This is a genomic window from Aeromicrobium sp. (genome assembly GCF_036675695.1).
Lineage (GTDB): Bacteria > Actinomycetota > Actinomycetes > Propionibacteriales > Nocardioidaceae > Aeromicrobium.
The window spans coordinates 1-17,321 of the sequence record NZ_JAKFEL010000131.1; the positions used below are offsets into that span (position 1 = coordinate 1).

Sequence of the window (17,321 nt, forward strand, 5' to 3'; positions counted from 1 at the left end):
TACCTCAAGATCGTGGGTGCGGCGAAGGACCTGCCGCTGTTCGCGCACGTCAACTGGTTCCAGCGCGATCCCGAGGACGGTCACTACCTGTGGCCCGGCTACCGCGACAACTTGCGCCCGCTCCTGTGGCTCCTGCAGCTCAAGAACGGCGAGGTCACCGGCCGCCAGACGCCCGTCGGCATCATCCCGACGGCCGAGGAGCTCAACCTCGACGGCGTTGACATCACTCCTGAAGACCTCGAGACGATCCTCACGATCGACAACGAGCGTTGGATCCAGGAAATGGGCTTCCGCGAAGAGCACCTCAAGCAGTTCGACAACCTGCCTGAGGAGATCTGGGAAGCGCACCGCCGAGTCGCTGCTGCTCTTGAGCAGGAACGCGCCTGAGCTAACCCCTCAGGAGGTACGCACTCCGTGCTCAATGCAGCGAGCGCTCCATCCGTTGGGCAGGACCTGAACGACCATGCGCCGACGACAGCTGGTGCAGAAGCGCGGCGGCTCCATCAGTAGGAGCTCGTCGCAGCGGAGGTGATCACCAACGCTGGCGTCTTCACCGCAATGGCCGCAGTACGTCACAGCGTCTTCTGGAGTTCCTTGATCGGCATGCCGAGCTCTACCAGCAGGTCAGTGTCCTCGTTGGCGTCGCGGCCCAGCGTCGTCAGGTAGTTGCCGACGATGACGGCGTTGACTCCACCGAGAAGACCTTCTCGTGTACCAAGATCACCGAGCGTGAGCTCGCGGCCACCCGCATAGCGCAAGATCGTGTGCGGCATCGCGAGACGGAAAGCCGCGATCGTACGCAGCGCATCCTGCGAGCTCATGAGCTCCTGGTCGCCGAATGGTGTGCCGGGGCGGGGGTTCAGGAAGTTGAGCGGAACCTCGTGGGGTCGCAGCTCAGCAAGCTGAACGGCGAGCTCGGCGCGCTGCTCGAGCGTTTCGCCCATGCCGACAAGCCCACCGCAGCACAGCTCCATACCGGCCTCGCGGACCATCAGGCAGGTGTCCCAACGCTCCTCGTACGAGTGCGTGCTGACGACCCGCGGGAAGTATGACTTCGCCGCCTCGAGGTTGTGGTTGTAGCGGTGCACGCCCATCTCGACGAACTCGTCGACCTGCGCCTGCGTCAGCATGCCCAGCGAGCAGGCGATGTTGATGTCGACCTCAGCCTGGATGGCCTTGATGCCTTCGCGGACCTGGTCCATCAGGCGCTGGTCGGGACCGCGTACGGCAGCCACGATGCAGAACTCGCTGGCGCCGGTCTTGGCGGTTTCCTTGGCTGCCTCGACGAGCTCGGGGATGTTGAGCCAAACGGCGCGGACCGGCGACTGGAACTGACCCGACTGGCTGCAGAAGTGGCAATCCTCGGGGCAACCGCCCGTCTTGAGCGACACGATGCCCTCGACCTCGACCTCTGGTCCGCACCACTTCATACGCACCGCGTGCGCGAGCTCGAGCAGCTCGGGGATCTGGTCGTCGGGGAGCTGGAGGATCTGGACGAGGTGCTCTTCACTGAGGCCGAGGCCCTGCTCGAGGACGTGGTCGCGCGCAATCTGGAGTACGTCGGTCATGCGGAGGAATCTATCCTGAACACTGTTCAGGTGCGGTGGCGCACCCCACAATCTGGAGGGATAGCCTGATCAACGCCATGGACGCCTTGCTCGATTTCGATCGCGACCACCTGTGGCACCCCTATGCGCCGATGACCTCGGAAACCGCTCCAATCCTCGTACGTTCCGCGCAGGGCGTACGTCTGACACTCGACGATGGGCGCGCACCGATCGACGCGATGTCGTCCTGGTGGGCCGCGATCCACGGCTATCGGCACCCTTCGTTGGATCGAGCCGTACGCGAGCAGCTCGACAAGATGGCGCACGTCATGTTCGGCGGCTTGACCCATCAGCCCGCCATCGAGCTCGGCCGACGGCTCATCGATCTCGCGCCCGGCGGCCTCGACAAGGTGTTCTTCGCGGACTCGGGATCGGTTTCGGTCGAGGTCGCGATCAAAATGGCTCTGCAGTGTCAGCGCGGACGTGGCCGACCCGAACGCACTCAACTCGTCACGATTGCGGGTGGCTATCACGGCGACACCTTCGGCGCGATGAGCGTGTGCGATCCAGTCGGCGGAATGCACTCAATGTTCGCCGACGTCCTGCCCCAGCAGATCTTCCTGCCACGGCCCCCGGCAGGGATCGACGCCGACATCACCGCGTGGATCACCGAAGCGTCAACGATGCTCGACGGCCACGCCGACACCATCGCGGCCGTCATCGTCGAGCCGGTGCTACAGGGCGCCGGCGGCATGTACGTCTACCCGCCCGAGGTCCTCACCTGGCTCCGGGCCCAGGCAGATGAGCATGGCTGGCTGCTGATCCACGACGAGATCGCCACTGGCTTTGGGCGGACGGGAACGATGTTCGGTGGCGACCATGCCGGAGTCACTCCGGACATCATGTGTGTCGGCAAGGCCCTGACAGGCGGCTACCTGACGCTCGCCGCCGTGTTGTGCAGCAGCGAGGTGGCGGCAAGTATCGACGCGTCCGAGTCCGGCGCTCTGATGCACGGTCCGACCTACATGGGCAATCCGCTCGCGTGCTCCGTCGCCTCCGCCAACCTCGACCTGCTGACCGCCTCGGACTGGCAAGCCAACATCGCCCGGATCAACACCGTGCTGACCCAGGGGCTCGCGCCCGCTGCGGAGCTTGAGCACGTCGCCGACGTACGTACGCTCGGCGCTGTCGGGGTGATCCAGCTCGATCGTCCCGTCGATGTCGCTGCCGCAACGGCGATCGCACTCGACCACGGCGTATGGGTCCGGCCGTTCCGCGATCTGATCTACACGATGCCGCCATACATCTGCACTGACGCTGAGCTTGCTGACATCACCGCAGCCCTCGTGGCTGCGGCGGGTGCAGCATGAGCCTCAACGACTGGCTGTCTGCAGCTGCGCAGCAACGCGAGAGTGACGGTCTCGTACGTTCACTCAAGCCGCGAGACATCGACAGCGATCTGCTCGACCTCGCCGGCAACGACTACCTCGGGTTGGTACGCGATGCGCGCGTCACGGCGGCTGCCTCGTCTGCAGCCGTCGCCTGGGGTGCCGGGGCCGGGGCATCGCGGCTGGTCACGGGCACACTTGCCGTCCACAGTGAGCTCGAGGATGCACTCAGCGCCTTGACGGGCCAGCCCGCCGCACTCGTCCATTCGACCGGCTATCACGCCAACCTCAGCGCCGTCACCGCCCTGACTGACGCCGACACCCTGCTGATCTCGGACGCACACATCCACGCTTCCCTGGTCGACGCTTGCCGGTTGTCACGCGGAACCGTGCACGTCGTGGCGCACAACGATGTCGATGCGGTCGAGCAGGCGCTGAGCCAACGCACCCAGTCGCGCGCGATGGTGCTGGCCGAGTCGATCTACTCCGTCCTCGGCGACGATGCACCGCTGCCCGAGCTCGCAGCCCTGTGCGAGAGATTCGACGCGATCCTCCTGGTCGACGAGGCCCACGGAATCGGTGTCGCAGGTGGCGGGCGTGGCCTTGTCCATGAGCTCGGTCTGGCGGAACGCGACGACATCGTCGTCACCATGACGCTCTCGAAGGCACTCGGCAGCCAGGGAGGTGCAGTACTCGGGAGCCCCGCCGTCATCGACCATCTGGTCAACCGGGCGCGACCGTTCATCTTCGACACGGGTCTTGCGCCAGCAGCGACAGCGGCGGCGACCGAGGCGATCCGGATCGTGCAGTCCGAACCTGCCCGCGTCGAGCGAGTCAACCTCGTCGCAGCGGAGCTCGCGCAGGCAGCCGGTGTCGCGCCCGTCGCCGGCGCTGTTCTGTCGGTGCCGATGGCGGGACCCCGCGAGGCACTTGCCGCCCAGGCAGAGGCCGCACGTCTTGGCGTACGAGTCGGCTGCTTCCGACCCCCGTCGGTGCCCGACGGCATCAGCCGGCTTCGCATCACCGCGACGGCTGGTCTCGACGATCAGCAGCTGGCGACAGCGTGCAAGGTCATCGAGTCGGTGACTCAATGACCTTTCCGGGCTCGAAGTTTGTGGTTGTCACCGGCACCGACACGGGAGTCGGCAAGACGATCGCAACGGCAGCACTGGCGGTGGCACTCGAGGAGCGCGGACTGTCCGTAGCCGTGGTGAAGCCTGTGCAGACCGGCATCGCGACCGGCGAGCCCACCGATCTCGAGGAAGTCGCCCGTCTCACGGGCGTGACCGCGACCCATGAGTTCGCTCGCCTGAAGCCGCCGCTCGCCCCGGTCGCTGCGGCACGGCTCGACCAAGCCGATCTGCCGTCGCTCGACTCGTACGTGGATGCGATTCGCGCGATCGATGCGGAGGTGGTGCTGGTCGAGGGGGCTGGCGGACTGCTGGTCCATCTCGACGGGAATGGCCGGACCATCCTCGACCTCGCCACCGACCTGGAGGCCGACGTCGTCGTGGTCGGCAGCGAAGGCCTCGGCTCGCTCAATCACTTCGCGCTGACCGTCGAAAGATTGGGCACCGCAGGCATCCAGCCGGTGCTGGTGATCGGCTCGTGCGCCGCCGAACCCGACCTGGCCTCCATCGCCAACCGCATCGATCTGCCTCAGGTCACCGGCCTGCCGACGTCAGGGCGCATACCCGCTGGTGCGGGCGCCCTGTCCCGCGCGGAGTTCCGCGCGCAGGCGCTCACCTGGTTCGCCTTCGACTAGGAGCCGCGCGCGGGTAGGCAGTAGCGTCCACGGATGGACAACTTCGCTACCGCGGCTGCCGCGACGGTCGCGTTGATCGCCGTAGCGGCTTTCGTACGGTGGCGTCTTCTGACCCGGCGACGCAGCCTCGGAACGGCGGCCGACCGTGCGACGTACGCGACTCTGCACACTGCATCTCTCGCGGCACCGTCGCTGCGACGAGGACTGAATGCCGAGAGCGCGGCCCAGGCACTCCCACACCTAAGGGCTCTGCTGGGCAGCCCCACGGCGGCGATCACCGACATCCACGGGCCCCTCGCCTGGGACGGTCCTGGCGACGCCGTCGATGTCGCCGAGCTGATGACTCAGGCGCTCAAGAGCGGAACGACTCAGGCCTCTGATCGCGCGATCGTCGCTCCCCTGTCGGTCGAGAACCGTGTCGTCGGAAGCATTGTCGTGATGAGCGACGAGGCTTCGGCCGGTCTCGCCCGTGCCACAACCGAGGTTGCACGCTGGATGTCGAGCCAGCTGGAGCTGGCCGAGCTGTCGGAGTCCCGTACCGCGCTGATGGAGGCCGAGCTTCGTGCACTCCGTGCCCAGATCTCTCCGCATTTCATCTACAACTCATTGGGCGCGATCGCCTCGTTCGTGCGCACCGACCCCGAGCGGGCCCGTGAGCTGTTGCTCGAGTTCGCCGACTTCACCCGCTACTCGTTTCGCGAACACGGCGAGTTCACCACGCTCGCCGAGGAACTGCGATCGATCGAGCGCTACCTCGTGCTCGAGAAGGCGCGCTTCGGTGATCGCCTGAGGGTGGTCACCCGCGTGGCGCCCGAAGTGCTCAGCGTGACGCTGCCATTCCTTTCAGTTCAGCCACTCGTCGAGAATGCGATCCGCCACGGCCTTGAGCGCAAGGCCGGAGACGGGACGATCACGGTTGTCGCCCTCGACTCAGGCACCGAGTGCCTCATCACGATCGAGGACGACGGCGTCGGCGTGGATCCAGACATCGTCCGCGACGCATTGGTCGGCCGAACCACGAGCGCGTCAGTCGGCTTGGCCAACGTCGACGAGCGACTACGTACCGTCTACGGCAATGACTACGGCATCGTTGTCGAGACTGCGCCTGGTCACGGAACGAAGGTTATTCTGCGCATCCCCAAGTTCGCCCCCGGAGCCGAGGTGAGCGCTTCATGAGTGAGGATCAGCGCATGGGACTGCACGCACTCGTCGTCGATGACGAGCAACCCGTGCTCGATGAGCTGGTGTGGCTCCTCGGTCGGGACGAGCGCATTGCGTCCGTACGCGCCGCCCAATCCGCCACCGACGCACTCCGGCTCCTCGAAGTTGGCGATGTCGACCTCGTCTTCCTCGACGTCGTGATGCCTGGGCTCACCGGCCTCGAAATTGCCAAGGTTCTCACCCGCTTCAAGCATCCGCCACGCATTGTGTTCGTCACTGCTCACGAAGCGCACGCCGTAGACGCGTTCGAGCTGAACGCCGTCGACTACCTGCTCAAGCCCATCCGCGAGGAGCGACTGCGCGAGAGTGTGCGCCGCGCGCGCGACGACGGCACGCCGAGCCAGGCCAAACCCGATGACACCATCGCCGTCGAGCTGGGTGGCGTCACGCGCTTCGTGTCGCGCAGATCAGTGACCTACGCCGAGGCACAGGGCGACTATGTCCGGTTGCATCTGCTCGACGGCTCGAGTCACCTGATCCGCACGCCCTTGGGCGCGCTCGCCGAGGATTGGGACGAGGCCGGATTCGTACGCATCCACCGGAGCACCGTGATCAACCTTTCTCACGTGCGCGAGGTGCGGATGGTGTCGGGACGCTGCAGCATCGTGGTCCCGTACGGCGCCGAGCTCGTTGAGCTGCAGGTTGCTCGGCGACACGTACGAGGCGTACGCGAACGCATCCAGGAACGCGCCCAGTGACCGACGAACCGCGCGTCTACACCGGGCGCGTACGAGTCACCAACCCGCTGACCTCGGCGCCTGCCCACGTACGACGAAGTGTTCAGCAGGAGATCGATGAGTCGACCGGCGTCGGCGAGGTCTACATGCGATCGCTCATCCGATCGCAGCTGAGGGCTGCCCTGACAGTCACCACGACATTGATCCTGTCGATTGGCGCACTCCCACTCGTATTCCTCGCCTTCGACTCAGTCACCGAGTTCACCATCAGCGGCATACCGCTGCCATGGATCGTCCTCGGCGTCCTCGTCTATCCCGCGTTGCTGCTGCTCGGCTGGGTCTACCTCCGTCAAGTCGAACGCGCGGAGCAGGACTTCACCGAACTCGTAGAGCCACAGCGCCAGGACGACTCTTCATGAATGCCACGTACGGGATCGTCGCCATCACCCTGGTCGCGCTGGCCACCCTGGCCATCGGTGCGTTCGGACTGCGGGTCAGCCGTACGACCAGCGACTTCTATGTCGCGTCACGCTCGGTGAGTCCTGTGCTCAACAGCTCGGCCATCGGTGGCGAGTACTTGTCAGCGGCCTCGTTCCTCGGCGTGGCCGGGCTGGTGCTGGCCCATGGCGCGGACATGCTCTGGTACCCGATCGGCTGGACCACGGGCTATTTGCTGCTGCTGGTGTTCGTCGCCGCACCGCTTCGGCGGTCGGGCGCGTACACGATCCCGGACTTCGCGCAGGTACGACTGCAGTCCGTTGGCGTGCGACGTATCGCGACGCTCCTCGTTGTCGGCGTCGGTTGGCTCTATCTGATGCCGCAGTTCCAGGGCGCCGGTCTGACGATGCGTACGGTCACCGGCGCTCCCGGTTGGGTCGGCACGGTGCTGGTGGCGGTCATCGTCGTGATCAACGTGGTGTCCGGCGGCATGCGGAGCATCACGTTCGTCCAGGCGTTCCAGTACTGGCTCAAGCTCACCGCGCTGCTCGTTCCCGTGTTCTTCCTCCTCCACGCGTGGACCTCCGACGGGCAACCATCACCCGTGGCGCCGGACGCCTGGTTCGCACCGTTCGGCGAGTCCGACGCGATGGGCCTGTACGCGACGTACTCCGTACTGATCGCAACGTTCCTCGGCACGATGGGCCTGCCCCACGTGGTGGTCCGCTTCTATACCAACCCTGACGGCCACGCGGCCCGGCGAACCACGCTCATCGTGCTCGCACTCCTCGGCGGGTTCTACCTCCTACCCACCATCTATGGCGTGCTCGGCCGCATCTACGCCAGCGACCTGATCAGCGCCGGACGGGCCGATGCGGTGGTGCTCGAGCTGCCGTCCCGCATGGTCGGCGGTACGACCGGCGAGCTGCTCGGCGCACTCCTCACCGCCGGCGCGTTTGGCGCGTTCCTGTCCACGTCATCGGGTCTGACGATGTCGATTGCGGGTGTCGTCGGCCAGGGACTCGCGCGCACGGGCGCAATCTCCACGATCACCGGCCTGCGGCTGGCTGCGGTCGGCTGCGTGATGGTTCCGCTCGTGCTGGCCCTGACGGCCGATCGGCTCCCGGTCGCCAACTCGGTGACCTTCGCATTCGCGCTCGCGGCCTCGACGTTCTGCCCACTCCTGGTGCTCGGCATCTGGTGGCGTGGGTTGACCGCGAAGGGTGCGATTGCCGGTCTGATCGGCGGCGGACTCTGCGCCGGCGTCGCTCCCGTTCTCACGATTGCCCGCCAACCGGAAGGGTGGTTCGGGCTGCTGATGAGCCAACCTGCCGCGTGGTCCGTTCCCGTTGGCTTCGCCCTGATGGTCGGCGTCTCGCTGCTCACCCGAGCGGACATACCGACGAACGTGGCGCGCACGATGGTGCGCCTGCACACGCCAGAGCGCCTCGACGTAGACCGCCGATTCTGACGGGCATTCCGGAAACAACCACTGCCGTTCGGCGCGTTTTGCCTACCGTTCAGCGCAGGACGGCGACCGTATGCCGCAGGTCCGTCTAACCCGGTCGCACCAGGGTACTCGTGATCTGGCTCACACCTCCAGGGCTCCCTACGTTCAGGGGTGGTGGCGCGCTCCGCGCCACCGAGCCTTCATGAAAGAGGTGACCCACGGTGGCCCAAAAAGTGTCAACCGAGGCCCATGCGGCCTATCAACGGATACACGCCACAGACGAGTTCGCCGAGCTCAAGCGTTCCTACTTCGGCTTCGTCGTGCCGCTGACCATCGCGTTCATGGTCTGGTACCTGCTCTTTGTCCTGCTCTCCATCTATGCGCACGACTTCATGGCGCACACGCTATTCGGCAACATCAATGTGGCCCTGGTCTTCGGACTGCTTCAGTTCGTGACGACGTTCGGAATCGCCATCTGGTACGCACGGTTCGCGGCACGTCGCATGGATCCCATCGCCGACAGACTTCGCCATGAGTATGAAGAGGAGATCGAGCGATGAGCACACTCGACACCGTCCTCCGGGCGGCAGATGAAGGCGGCAACCAAGCCCTAACCGGATCGCTGTTCGTGGTCATCGTGTTGATCACGGTCGGCATCACGATGTGGGCCAGCCGCAACAACAAGACTGCCTCCGACTACTACGCAGGCGGACGAAGCTTCACCGGTGCCCAGAACGGCTTCGCCGTTGCGGGTGACTACATGTCGGCGGCATCATTCCTCGGCATCTCGGGAGCCATCGCGCTCTCTGGCTACGACGGCTTCCTCTACTCGATCGGCTTCCTCGTGGCATGGCTCGTCGCCCTGCTGCTGGTCGCGGAGCTGCTGCGAAACTCAGGCCGCTTCACGATGGCTGATCAGTTGGCGTTCCGTATGCGGCAACGCCCCGTACGCACGGCAGCTGCAACCTCCACCGTCGTCGTGTCGATCTTCTATCTGCTCGCGCAGATGGTCGGTGCCGGTGCGTTGGTGGCACTCCTTCTCGGAGTCAGTTCCGACACTGCCAAGAACCTCACGATCGCCGGTGTCGGTGCCCTGATGATCTTCTACGTGGTCGTCGGCGGTATGCGCGGCACCACATGGGTCCAGATCGTCAAGGCGGTGCTGCTCATGGGCGGCACGATCCTGATCACGATCCTCGTGCTCGCCAAGTTCAACTTCAACATCTCGGACATGCTCGGCACGGCTGCCGACCAGAGTGGCGTCGGCAAGGCGTTCCTCGAACCGGGTCTGAAGTACGGCGTCTCGACCGAAAGCAAGATCGACTTCATCTCGCTCGGACTTGCATTGGTCCTGGGTACGGCAGGTCTGCCGCACATCCTGATCCGCTTCTACACCGTCCCAACGGCCCGTCAGGCCCGCAAGTCAGTCCTTTGGGCCATCGGCCTCATCGGTTCGTTCTACCTGATGACGCTTGTTCTGGGCTTCGGTGCTGCTGCACTGGTCACGGGTGATGCGAAACAGAAGATCGTGGATTCTGGCGGCAACCTCGCTTCGCCGTTGCTGGCAGAAGCTGTCGGCGGAGGCTCCGGGTCGACTGGCGGCGCAGTGCTGCTGGCTCTGATCTCAGCAGTGGCGTTCGCAACGATCCTCGCGGTCGTGGCGGGACTCACGCTGACCTCGGCATCGTCGGTCGCACACGACCTGTACGCCAACGTGTGGAAGCGCGGCAAGGTCACCGAGAAGCAGGAAGTCAAGGTCGCTCGTGTCGCCGCGTTCATCATCGGTGGCGTCGCAATCGCGCTCTCGATCCCGGCGCAGAAGCTCAACATCGCCTTCCTGGTGGCGTTGGCCTTCGCAGTCGCGGCCTCGGCCAACCTGCCGGCGCTGCTCTACAACTTGTTCTGGAAGCGGTTCAACACCCGCGGAGCGGTCTGGAGCATCTACGGCGGACTGATCTCGTGCGTCGGACTGGTGATCTTCTCGCCAGTCGTGTCCGGCTCGGAGACGGCCATGATCACGGGAGCTGACTTCAGCTGGTTCCCGCTGGCCAATCCGGGCATCATCTCGATCCCGCTCGGATTCTTCTTCGGCTGGCTGGGCACTGTGACGTCCAGAGAGCCTGAGGCAGAAGCGCGGTACATCGAGCTCGACGTACGCGCCATGACTGGCGCAGGCGCCGAGAAGTAAGGCGGGGGATGCGGCCCGGGGACAACTGTCTCCGGGCCGCAACCTCGATGCAACCCCGTCGCAGCCACCTTGTGGTTGCGACACAATGCAAGTAGTCGATAGAGGAGCAGTTCGTGAGCGAGCAAGCCATCAGCAACCTGTCCAACGAGGACCGTCATTTCGATCCCCCTGCGGATCTGGCGGCCCATGCCAACCTCAAGGCTGAGGCGTACGAACGCGCCGCCTCGGACCGCCTTGGCTTCTGGGCCGAGCAGGCTGAGCGCATCAGCTGGGGTACCCCGTTCGACGAGGTGCTCGACTGGACCAACCCCCCATTCGCCAAGTGGTTTGTCGGCGGAACGCTCAACGCGTCCTACAACTGCGTCGACCGCCACGTTGAAGCTGGGAACGGCGACCGGGTTGCGCTGCACTGGGTCGGCGAGCCGGCAGACGACACCCGCGACTTCACATACGCGGAGCTCAAGGACGAGGTCTGTCGTGCCGCCAATGCCATCGAAGAGCTCGGCATCGTGGCGGGCGACCGTGTGGCGATCTATCTGCCGATGATCCCGGAGGCCGTTATCGCAATGCTGGCGTGTGCGCGCCTTGGCGCCCCTCACACCGTGGTGTTCGGTGGGTTCTCCTCAGACGCCCTGGCCAGCCGCATCGTCGACTGCGGGGCCAAGCTCGTCATAACGTCCGATGGCGGCTACCGGCGCGGAGCCGCCTCGGCGCTCAAGCCCGCGGTCGACGAAGCCCTCATCAAGATCGACAACGACAACATCGGCCTGGTCGAGAACGTCCTCGTGGTCCGCCGCACCGGTCAGGACGTCGCCTTCAACAGTGACATCGACGTGTGGTGGCACGAGTTGGTTGATGAGTCGTCCGAGGACCACACTCCCGAGATGTTCGATTCGGAGCACCCGCTCTACGTCATGTACACGTCGGGCACGACCGGCAAGCCCAAGGGCATCCTCCACACCACTGGTGGCTACATGGTCGGCTGCACCTACACGTACTGGGCCGTCTTCGACACCAAGCCCGAGACCGACATCTACTGGTGCACTGCAGACGTCGGCTGGGTCACCGGCCACTCCTACATCGTCTACGGGCCGCTCGCCAATGGCGTCACGCAGGTCATGTACGAAGGCACCCCAGACTCCCCGCACAAGGGTCGCTGGTGGGAGATCATCCAGGACCTCAAGGTGACGCAGTTCTACACCGCACCGACCGCGATCCGTACGTTCATGAAGTGGGGCGAGCAGATCCCTGCCGAGTACGACCTGAGCTCGCTGCGGCTGCTCGGCTCGGTGGGTGAGTCCATCAACCCCGAGGCCTATATGTGGTATCGCGAGCACATCGGTGGCGACCAGGCACCGATCGTCGACACGTGGTGGCAGACCGAGACCGGTGCGATCATGATCAGCCCGCTGCCCGGTGTCACGTCCGGCAAGCCCGGGTCCGCGATGACCCCGCTTCCCGGCATCAGCGCCGATGTCGTCGACGACGCCGGCAAGCCAGTCGGCAACGGCGAGGGCGGCTACCTCGTCGTCACCGAGCCGTGGCCGTCGATGCTCCGTACGATCTGGGGCGACGACGAACGGTTCAAGGAGACCTACTGGTCGCGCTTCCAGAACATGTACTTCGCCGGCGACGGTGCCAAGAAGGACGAAGATGGCGACATCTGGCTGATGGGCCGCGTCGACGACGTCATGAACGTCTCGGGTCACCGCCTGTCGACAACCGAGATCGAGTCGGCACTCGTGTCACACCCGAAGGTCGCCGAAGCGGCTGTCGTCGGCGCCACCGACGACATGACCGGTCAGGCGCCTGTCGCGTTCGTGATCCTGCGCGAGTCCGCCGGTGATGGTGGTGAGGACGTCGTGAAGGAGCTCCGCGACCACGTCGCCAAGGAGATCGGTGCGATCGCCAAGCCCAAACGGATCCTCGTTGTCGCCGAGCTGCCGAAGACGCGTTCAGGCAAGATCATGCGTCGCCTTCTGCGCGATGTCGCCGAAAACCGTACGGTCGGCGACGCCACGACACTCGCCGACTCGTCGGTCATGGACCTGATCTCGACGGGCATGCAGACTTCCAAGGATGAGGACTGACCTGCGCGGACAAACCAGCACTTGTAGGGTCAGACCATGAGCTCTGCGCAGGACGACCCCACGATCGGACGTCTGGTTGCTGATGCCAGCCGCGATGTCTCCGCACTCGTACAGTCGGAGATTGCGCTGGCCAAGTCCGAGCTCAAGAGCAGCGCCATCTCGGGCGGACTCGCTGCAGGGCTGTTCGCCGTTGCGGGATTCATCGTGCTGCTGATGGTCATCCTGCTGTCGATCACCGCCGCGTACTTCCTGACCATGACGGGGATGCACGCCGCCTGGGCGTTCCTGATCGTCACGGGCGCGTACCTTCTGCTGGCCTTGCTGCTGGTCGCCGTCGGCATCTACTCGATCAAGAAGATCAAGGCGCCGACCAAGACCATCGCCTCGGCGAAGGCGATCCCCGCGGCTCTCCGCGGACGGCGTTCCTAGCTCTTGCCGGTCGACACCCGTAGGAGCACCCCGGCGACGATCGCGGCGACTCCGGCGATCGTGAGCCACAGCAACCACTGACCCAACGAGTCGGCGGCCCGATCGGCCAGAAGCTTCTGCAAGGTGCGGGCGAATCCAGATGGCGCTGGCGTCTTGTCGAGGATGTTGGGCACCCCGTAGCTCGTGACCGCCTTCAACGCGAAGGCCACCCCCAGCGCGCCGGCACCGAGCCACGCAAGACCCGTCGACCGTCGTTTGGCGAACACCAACGACAAAGCGGCGGCCACCGCGACGACGATCCACCCGACCTGGCTGCGGTCCTTGGTGGCCTCGATCTGGTCGATCGCCTCGCGCTGCGACTCGTTGTTGACCTGAAGCACGATCTTGCCGGGCTTCGGCAGCGCGACCGGCAAGCCAGTGGCCGCGCGATCGACGGTGAAGTCCGCCAAGGGTCCGAGGTCAACGGCGAGCCGGTCCTGGTTGGCCTTCGGCCCGAACATCAGCCGATGCGAGCGCCGCTGCGACTCCTCCCAAGCCTTCGTGAATCCCGGGGCGTTTGCGGCGTTCGCCGCCGCACCAGCGAGCACAGTTGCGGCCGTCGCCTGCACAGCGCTCGGAAGTCCCTGCTCACGTACGAAGTAGTCGGTCAGGTACTCCGCGAACGCCTTCTGCAGCTCCGGGTCTGAACCCATCGGAGACGTGAAGGCGACGTAGCCGTCCTCATCAGCGATGTTCGACGCCACCCAGGCCAGCGGCAGCGTCACGATCGCAGCGAGCATCGCAATGACGACACAGCCCGTCGCCAGGAGTCGGCGCATCAGGCACCCCCTCTTGTCATGCGCATCGTCTTCTCACGCGCACTTTCCGGTCGAGACCTCACGCGTGGACGAGCGTCCCTGGCTGGCGTCCGAAGCCACCTGGTCAGCCGTCAGAGCGTAGCCCGTCGACGAGTCGGTCACTGACGCTGCGAAGATCACGCCGTACACATCGCCGTCCTCGGACACGAGCGGCCCGCCGGAGTTGCCGGAGCGCACCAGCCCACGGATCGAGTATGTCTCGCGAACCGTCTCGCCACGGTCGTAGATGTCTGGACTGCGCAGATCCATCTTGCCGCGGATACGAGCTGCACGAGCGTCGAAGGGACCGTTCTCGGGGAAGCCGAGGATTGCCGCAGCGTCACCCTGATCGCCGGTCGAGTCGAAGGCGAGTGGGGTGAGGTTGAGACCGTCGACCCGGAGCACGGCAATGTCGAGCTTGGCATCGAACACGACCACGCTGGCCGGGAGGCGACGGCTACCGATGACCACGACCGGGTCGCTGACACCCGCGACCACGTGGGCATTCGTCATGATGCGCTCAGGCGCGTACGCAAAGCCCGATCCTTCGATACCGCGCCGGCACTCAGCCTCACCGAGAATCTTGACCACACTGCCCGCGGCCTCGCGAACTCCAGGGCTGGAGAGCGTTGCCGTGTCGGGTGGAGCGACCGCCTTGATCTCCTCGTTCTCGAACGGATCGATGTAGCGCGGGAAGAGATTGGAGTCGAGTACCTCGTTGAACGCCCGAAGGACATCGCTCGCCTGGGTGGGCATGACGCCGTCGACGCGTTCGAGGAGCGTCGAGTCACGGGAGGCGGTGGAGAGATAGGGGATCGATGCACCACTCACGGAGTAGCCGAGGGCCCATGCAGCACACAGGACAGCCACCATGCTGAGCACACTGCCCGCGACGGCGTCGACCCATCGCAGCGGTCGCCACCTCATTCCGTCGCGCAGATTGCTCCCGACATACGTGCCGACGCCTTGGCCGATCGCGGCAGCGCCGATCACCGCTCCCAGCGCAATCAGTGAGGTCGTCAGTGTCGGCGTACGACCCGACATGAGCTTGGGAACCACCGCGATCGCAAGCAGACCACCGAACAACAGACCGACGGTCGCGATGAGGTTGACCACGAAGCCCTGGAAGTAGCCAGAGATCGCGTACGCCACCAGCACGAGCACGATCAGTAGGTCGAGGCTGTTCACATGATCTCCGGGAGTGGTCGTGTGACGGTGTCGTCCCAGGGCTGTTCCCAGCCGAGACGTTCGAACAGACGAGAAATGATTCCGCCGGTGAATCCCCACAGCGGCACTTCGCTGCCGACGTCGAATCCTGGACCCTTCCACCCCGAGGGATGGGTGACGCTGAACCGGTTGGACGGGTCCATGAGCAGACGGATCGGATGGTGGATGATCGCGCCGACCTCAGCGGTGTCGACAGGATGCAGCTGTTGCGGTTCGCGCCAGTAGGCGAGCACGGGGGTGACGGCGTAGTTGCTGGGTGGGACCCACAGCGGGGGAAGCTCACCGAACACCTCGACAGTCGTCAGGTCCAGACCGACTTCTTCCTGCGCCTCGCGCAATGCGGTGGCAGCCGCATCGGCATCGCCCGGATCTGACGCCCCGCCGGGAAAGGAAATCTGGCCGGCGTGATTGCGCAGGGTGCTCGCCCGTTCGGTGAGCAACAGCTCGGGTCCGTCGACGCCGTCTGCAAACAGCATCAGCACGGCCGCCGGCCGGGCGCTGTCCGGCGGATGCGGGAACGTCGGGGCCAGCTGCTCGGCCTCGACCGATCCAGCGAGCTCAGCCAGGGGGCGCAGCCACTCCGGCAGGGCTTCTGAAGGCACAGACTCGCCAGGCACAGTCTCGCCCGTCATGAAGTCACTCCGAGGTGTCGGCTGATCGCAGCAGTGAGGTCGGCGTACGAGCGGAACGGTATGCGCTCCGTGGCGACCATTCTCCCCTGTGCGTCCACAAATACCGTCTGCGGCAGACCGACGACGGCGAACGATGTCCTGATCGCCGAGTCGCGATCCACCAGCTGCGGGTAGGTCACACCGGACACCTTGAGCAGCTCAATCGCGTCGTCGGGCGCAGGATCGTCGAAGTCAACGCCGAGGACGCGCAGCGACGAGCCGTACTCCTTGTCGGCCTTCGCGAGCAACGGGAGCTCCTTGCGGCATGGCTCGCACCACGACGCCCAGAGGTTGATGACGGTCGGCGTTCCGGCAAGTCCTGAGAGATTGACGCGCTTCCCGCCGCCGAGGCAGTCGAGCGTGATGTCTGGCAGGGCTTTCTTGCCCGGGGCAGCGGCCTCGCTCGCTGGGCAGTCCTCGATGCCGGCCTCGGCCTTGGCTGCCGCGAGCGCGGATTCGTCGACGGGTGGAGCAGACCCACCGAACGTCGGCTTGTCGCTGGGAGGCGCGCTCGTGCATCCGGCCAGCGCCAGGAGCAGCGCCGCAGCAATTGCACGCTTCATGCAGGGCCCTGGGTCGTCACGAGCTTGGCTGCCTCGACGGGATCTGTCGGTCCGGTCCCGAAGGCCGGGCACCAGTGCGCCACCGAGCAGGCGCCGCAGGCTGGCTTCTTGGCGTGACAGCAGCGGCGACCGTGCCAGATCAGGTGGTGGCTCAACATCGTCCAGTCCTTGCGCGGGAAGATCGCGGCGACTGCGTGTTCGGCCTTGACCGGATCGGCGGCGATCTCAGGCGGCACGAACGCGAGGCGGCGGATCAGCCTGGCGAAGTGAGTGTCGACCGTCAGTCCGGGTACGCCGAACGCATTGCCGAGCACAACGAACGCGGTCTTGCGACCCACACCCGGCAGCTTCACAAGATCTTCGAGTCGCCCCGGCACGACACCGTCATGGTGTTCGACGAGCGCAGCCGACAGACCGAGCACGCTCTTGGTCTTGGCGCGGAAGAAGCCCGTGGGCTTGATGATCGTCTCGACCGCCTCGGGATCGGCGGCCGCCAGTGCGAACGCATCCGGATAGGCGCGGAAGAGGGTCGGCGTGATCGCGTTGACCCGGCGATCTGTCGTCTGCGCCGACAGGACAGTGGCGATCAGCAGCTCGAACGGGTTGGAGAAGTCGAGCTCGCAGCGCGCATCAGGGTAGGTCTCGGCCAGCACTCGATTGACTCGACGGGCTCGGCGCACGAGTGCCGTGTCCGGTCTGATCGGGTCTGTCGGCACGCGCTCCAGCGTACGTGGATAGCGTGTGTCTCCGCATGACCCGCCCTGATGTGGGAAACTTCCTGCGGGTGCACACACTGTGACCCATGCAACAGGGACAGAAGGAATCATGACC

Annotated in this window: 19 protein-coding genes; 12 read left to right on the plus strand and 7 right to left on the minus strand. The window is 65.4% G+C overall.

Translation table 11 applies throughout. The annotated features are described in order from the left end of the window. Positions 1-387, plus strand: a 387-nt coding sequence (locus tag V6M39_RS08495) for a phosphoenolpyruvate carboxykinase domain-containing protein (protein WP_332643386.1), incomplete at its 5' end; no start/stop codon positions are given. A gap of 9 nt (positions 388-396) precedes the next feature. On the opposite strand, the gene bsaP is transcribed toward V6M39_RS08495, so the two are convergent. Beyond that, positions 397-576 (minus strand): biotin synthase auxiliary protein BsaP, encoded by a 180-nt coding sequence (gene bsaP / locus V6M39_RS18060; protein WP_442880738.1) that lies wholly within the window; start codon positions 574-576, stop codon positions 397-399. Continuing rightward, the gene (bioB, locus tag V6M39_RS08500) at positions 573-1,568 is read right to left on the minus strand and encodes a biotin synthase BioB (protein ID WP_332643387.1); all 996 of its coding nucleotides are present in this window, start codon (positions 1,566-1,568) and stop codon (positions 573-575) included. The genes bsaP and bioB overlap by 4 nt, the downstream gene beginning before the upstream one ends. Before the next feature lie 68 nt (positions 1,569-1,636). Here bioB and V6M39_RS08505 point away from each other — a divergent pair, with 68 nt between their 5' ends. The 11 genes from V6M39_RS08505 (at position 1,637) to V6M39_RS08555 (ending at position 13,193) form a co-directional block, all read left to right on the plus strand. Beyond that, positions 1,637-2,917, plus strand: a complete 1,281-nt coding sequence (locus tag V6M39_RS08505) for an adenosylmethionine--8-amino-7-oxononanoate transaminase (RefSeq protein ID WP_442880739.1) — start codon at positions 1,637-1,639, stop codon at positions 2,915-2,917. Next, on the plus strand, positions 2,914-4,029 hold the full coding sequence (locus V6M39_RS08510) for an 8-amino-7-oxononanoate synthase (RefSeq protein WP_332643389.1): 1,116 nt from the start codon (positions 2,914-2,916) through the stop codon (positions 4,027-4,029). Before V6M39_RS08505 ends, V6M39_RS08510 begins: the two co-directional genes overlap by 4 nt. Continuing rightward, positions 4,026-4,700, plus strand: coding sequence for a dethiobiotin synthase (gene bioD, locus V6M39_RS08515; RefSeq protein ID WP_332643390.1), 675 nt, complete (start codon positions 4,026-4,028; stop codon positions 4,698-4,700). Before V6M39_RS08510 ends, bioD begins: the two co-directional genes overlap by 4 nt. Positions 4,701-4,733: 33 nt before the next feature. Then, the gene (locus tag V6M39_RS08520) at positions 4,734-5,876 is read left to right on the plus strand and encodes a sensor histidine kinase (protein WP_332643391.1); all 1,143 of its coding nucleotides are present in this window, start codon (positions 4,734-4,736) and stop codon (positions 5,874-5,876) included. Continuing rightward, complete coding sequence (locus tag V6M39_RS08525; protein ID WP_332643392.1) at positions 5,873-6,619, plus strand: LytR/AlgR family response regulator transcription factor; 747 nt, start codon at positions 5,873-5,875, stop codon at positions 6,617-6,619. Before V6M39_RS08520 ends, V6M39_RS08525 begins: the two co-directional genes overlap by 4 nt. After that, the gene (locus tag V6M39_RS08530) at positions 6,616-7,017 is read left to right on the plus strand and encodes a hypothetical protein (protein ID WP_332643393.1); all 402 of its coding nucleotides are present in this window, start codon (positions 6,616-6,618) and stop codon (positions 7,015-7,017) included. Before V6M39_RS08525 ends, V6M39_RS08530 begins: the two co-directional genes overlap by 4 nt. Beyond that, the gene (locus V6M39_RS08535) at positions 7,014-8,507 is read left to right on the plus strand and encodes a sodium/solute symporter (protein ID WP_332643394.1); all 1,494 of its coding nucleotides are present in this window, start codon (positions 7,014-7,016) and stop codon (positions 8,505-8,507) included. The genes V6M39_RS08530 and V6M39_RS08535 overlap by 4 nt, the downstream gene beginning before the upstream one ends. Before the next feature lie 200 nt (positions 8,508-8,707). Next, positions 8,708-9,046, plus strand: a complete 339-nt coding sequence (locus V6M39_RS08540) for a DUF485 domain-containing protein (RefSeq protein ID WP_332643395.1) — start codon at positions 8,708-8,710, stop codon at positions 9,044-9,046. Next, entirely contained in the window at positions 9,043-10,674 is a 1,632-nt protein-coding gene (locus tag V6M39_RS08545; protein WP_332643396.1) for a solute symporter family protein, read from the plus strand. The genes V6M39_RS08540 and V6M39_RS08545 overlap by 4 nt, the downstream gene beginning before the upstream one ends. 113 nt (positions 10,675-10,787) lie before the next feature. Beyond that, positions 10,788-12,764, plus strand: a complete 1,977-nt coding sequence (acs, locus tag V6M39_RS08550) for an acetate--CoA ligase (RefSeq protein WP_332643397.1) — start codon at positions 10,788-10,790, stop codon at positions 12,762-12,764. A 36-nt stretch (positions 12,765-12,800) separates the two neighbouring features. Further along, on the plus strand, positions 12,801-13,193 hold the full coding sequence (locus V6M39_RS08555) for a phage holin family protein (RefSeq protein ID WP_332643398.1): 393 nt from the start codon (positions 12,801-12,803) through the stop codon (positions 13,191-13,193). On the opposite strand, the gene V6M39_RS08560 is transcribed toward V6M39_RS08555, so the two are convergent. Genes V6M39_RS08560 through nth form a run of 5 tightly spaced genes read right to left on the minus strand, consistent with a single transcriptional unit; the run spans position 13,190 to position 17,206 of the window. After that, a complete protein-coding gene (locus V6M39_RS08560; RefSeq protein ID WP_332643399.1) occupies positions 13,190-14,011 on the minus strand; it encodes a hypothetical protein in 822 nt (273 codons plus the stop codon). The genes V6M39_RS08555 and V6M39_RS08560 overlap by 4 nt on opposite strands. A gap of 33 nt (positions 14,012-14,044) precedes the next feature. Beyond that, positions 14,045-15,217 (minus strand): MarP family serine protease, encoded by a 1,173-nt coding sequence (locus tag V6M39_RS08565; RefSeq protein WP_332643400.1) that lies wholly within the window; start codon positions 15,215-15,217, stop codon positions 14,045-14,047. Then, positions 15,214-15,888 carry an NUDIX hydrolase gene (locus V6M39_RS08570; protein ID WP_332643401.1) on the minus strand — a complete coding sequence of 225 codons (675 nt, stop codon included), beginning with the start codon at positions 15,886-15,888 and terminating at the stop codon, positions 15,214-15,216. The genes V6M39_RS08565 and V6M39_RS08570 overlap by 4 nt, the downstream gene beginning before the upstream one ends. Further along, positions 15,885-16,490, minus strand: a complete 606-nt coding sequence (locus V6M39_RS08575) for a TlpA family protein disulfide reductase (RefSeq protein WP_332643402.1) — start codon at positions 16,488-16,490, stop codon at positions 15,885-15,887. The genes V6M39_RS08570 and V6M39_RS08575 overlap by 4 nt, the downstream gene beginning before the upstream one ends. Continuing rightward, positions 16,487-17,206: an endonuclease III gene (gene nth / locus V6M39_RS08580; protein ID WP_332643403.1), complete on the minus strand. Its 720-nt coding sequence runs from the start codon at positions 17,204-17,206 to the stop codon at positions 16,487-16,489. The genes V6M39_RS08575 and nth overlap by 4 nt, the downstream gene beginning before the upstream one ends. Between the last annotated feature and the right edge of the window lie 115 nt (positions 17,207-17,321).

What these genes read in the sequence shown, in the direction of transcription:
- bioB (WP_332643387.1), bottom strand. Translation starts at nt 1,568, where the DNA reads ATGACCGACGTACTCCAGATTGCGCGCGACCACGTCCTCGAGCAGGGC.
- V6M39_RS08510 (WP_332643389.1), top strand. Translation starts at nt 2,914, where the DNA reads ATGAGCCTCAACGACTGGCTGTCTGCAGCTGCGCAGCAACGCGAGAGT.
- bioD (WP_332643390.1), top strand. Translation starts at nt 4,026, where the DNA reads ATGACCTTTCCGGGCTCGAAGTTTGTGGTTGTCACCGGCACCGACACG.
- V6M39_RS08520 (WP_332643391.1), top strand. Translation starts at nt 4,734, where the DNA reads ATGGACAACTTCGCTACCGCGGCTGCCGCGACGGTCGCGTTGATCGCC.
- V6M39_RS08525 (WP_332643392.1), top strand. Translation starts at nt 5,873, where the DNA reads ATGAGTGAGGATCAGCGCATGGGACTGCACGCACTCGTCGTCGATGAC.
- V6M39_RS08535 (WP_332643394.1), top strand. Translation starts at nt 7,014, where the DNA reads ATGAATGCCACGTACGGGATCGTCGCCATCACCCTGGTCGCGCTGGCC.
- V6M39_RS08545 (WP_332643396.1), top strand. Translation starts at nt 9,043, where the DNA reads ATGAGCACACTCGACACCGTCCTCCGGGCGGCAGATGAAGGCGGCAAC.
- V6M39_RS08555 (WP_332643398.1), top strand. Translation starts at nt 12,801, where the DNA reads ATGAGCTCTGCGCAGGACGACCCCACGATCGGACGTCTGGTTGCTGAT.
- V6M39_RS08560 (WP_332643399.1), bottom strand. Translation starts at nt 14,011, where the DNA reads ATGCGCCGACTCCTGGCGACGGGCTGTGTCGTCATTGCGATGCTCGCT.
- V6M39_RS08570 (WP_332643401.1), bottom strand. Translation starts at nt 15,888, where the DNA reads ATGACGGGCGAGACTGTGCCTGGCGAGTCTGTGCCTTCAGAAGCCCTG.
- V6M39_RS08575 (WP_332643402.1), bottom strand. Translation starts at nt 16,490, where the DNA reads ATGAAGCGTGCAATTGCTGCGGCGCTGCTCCTGGCGCTGGCCGGATGC.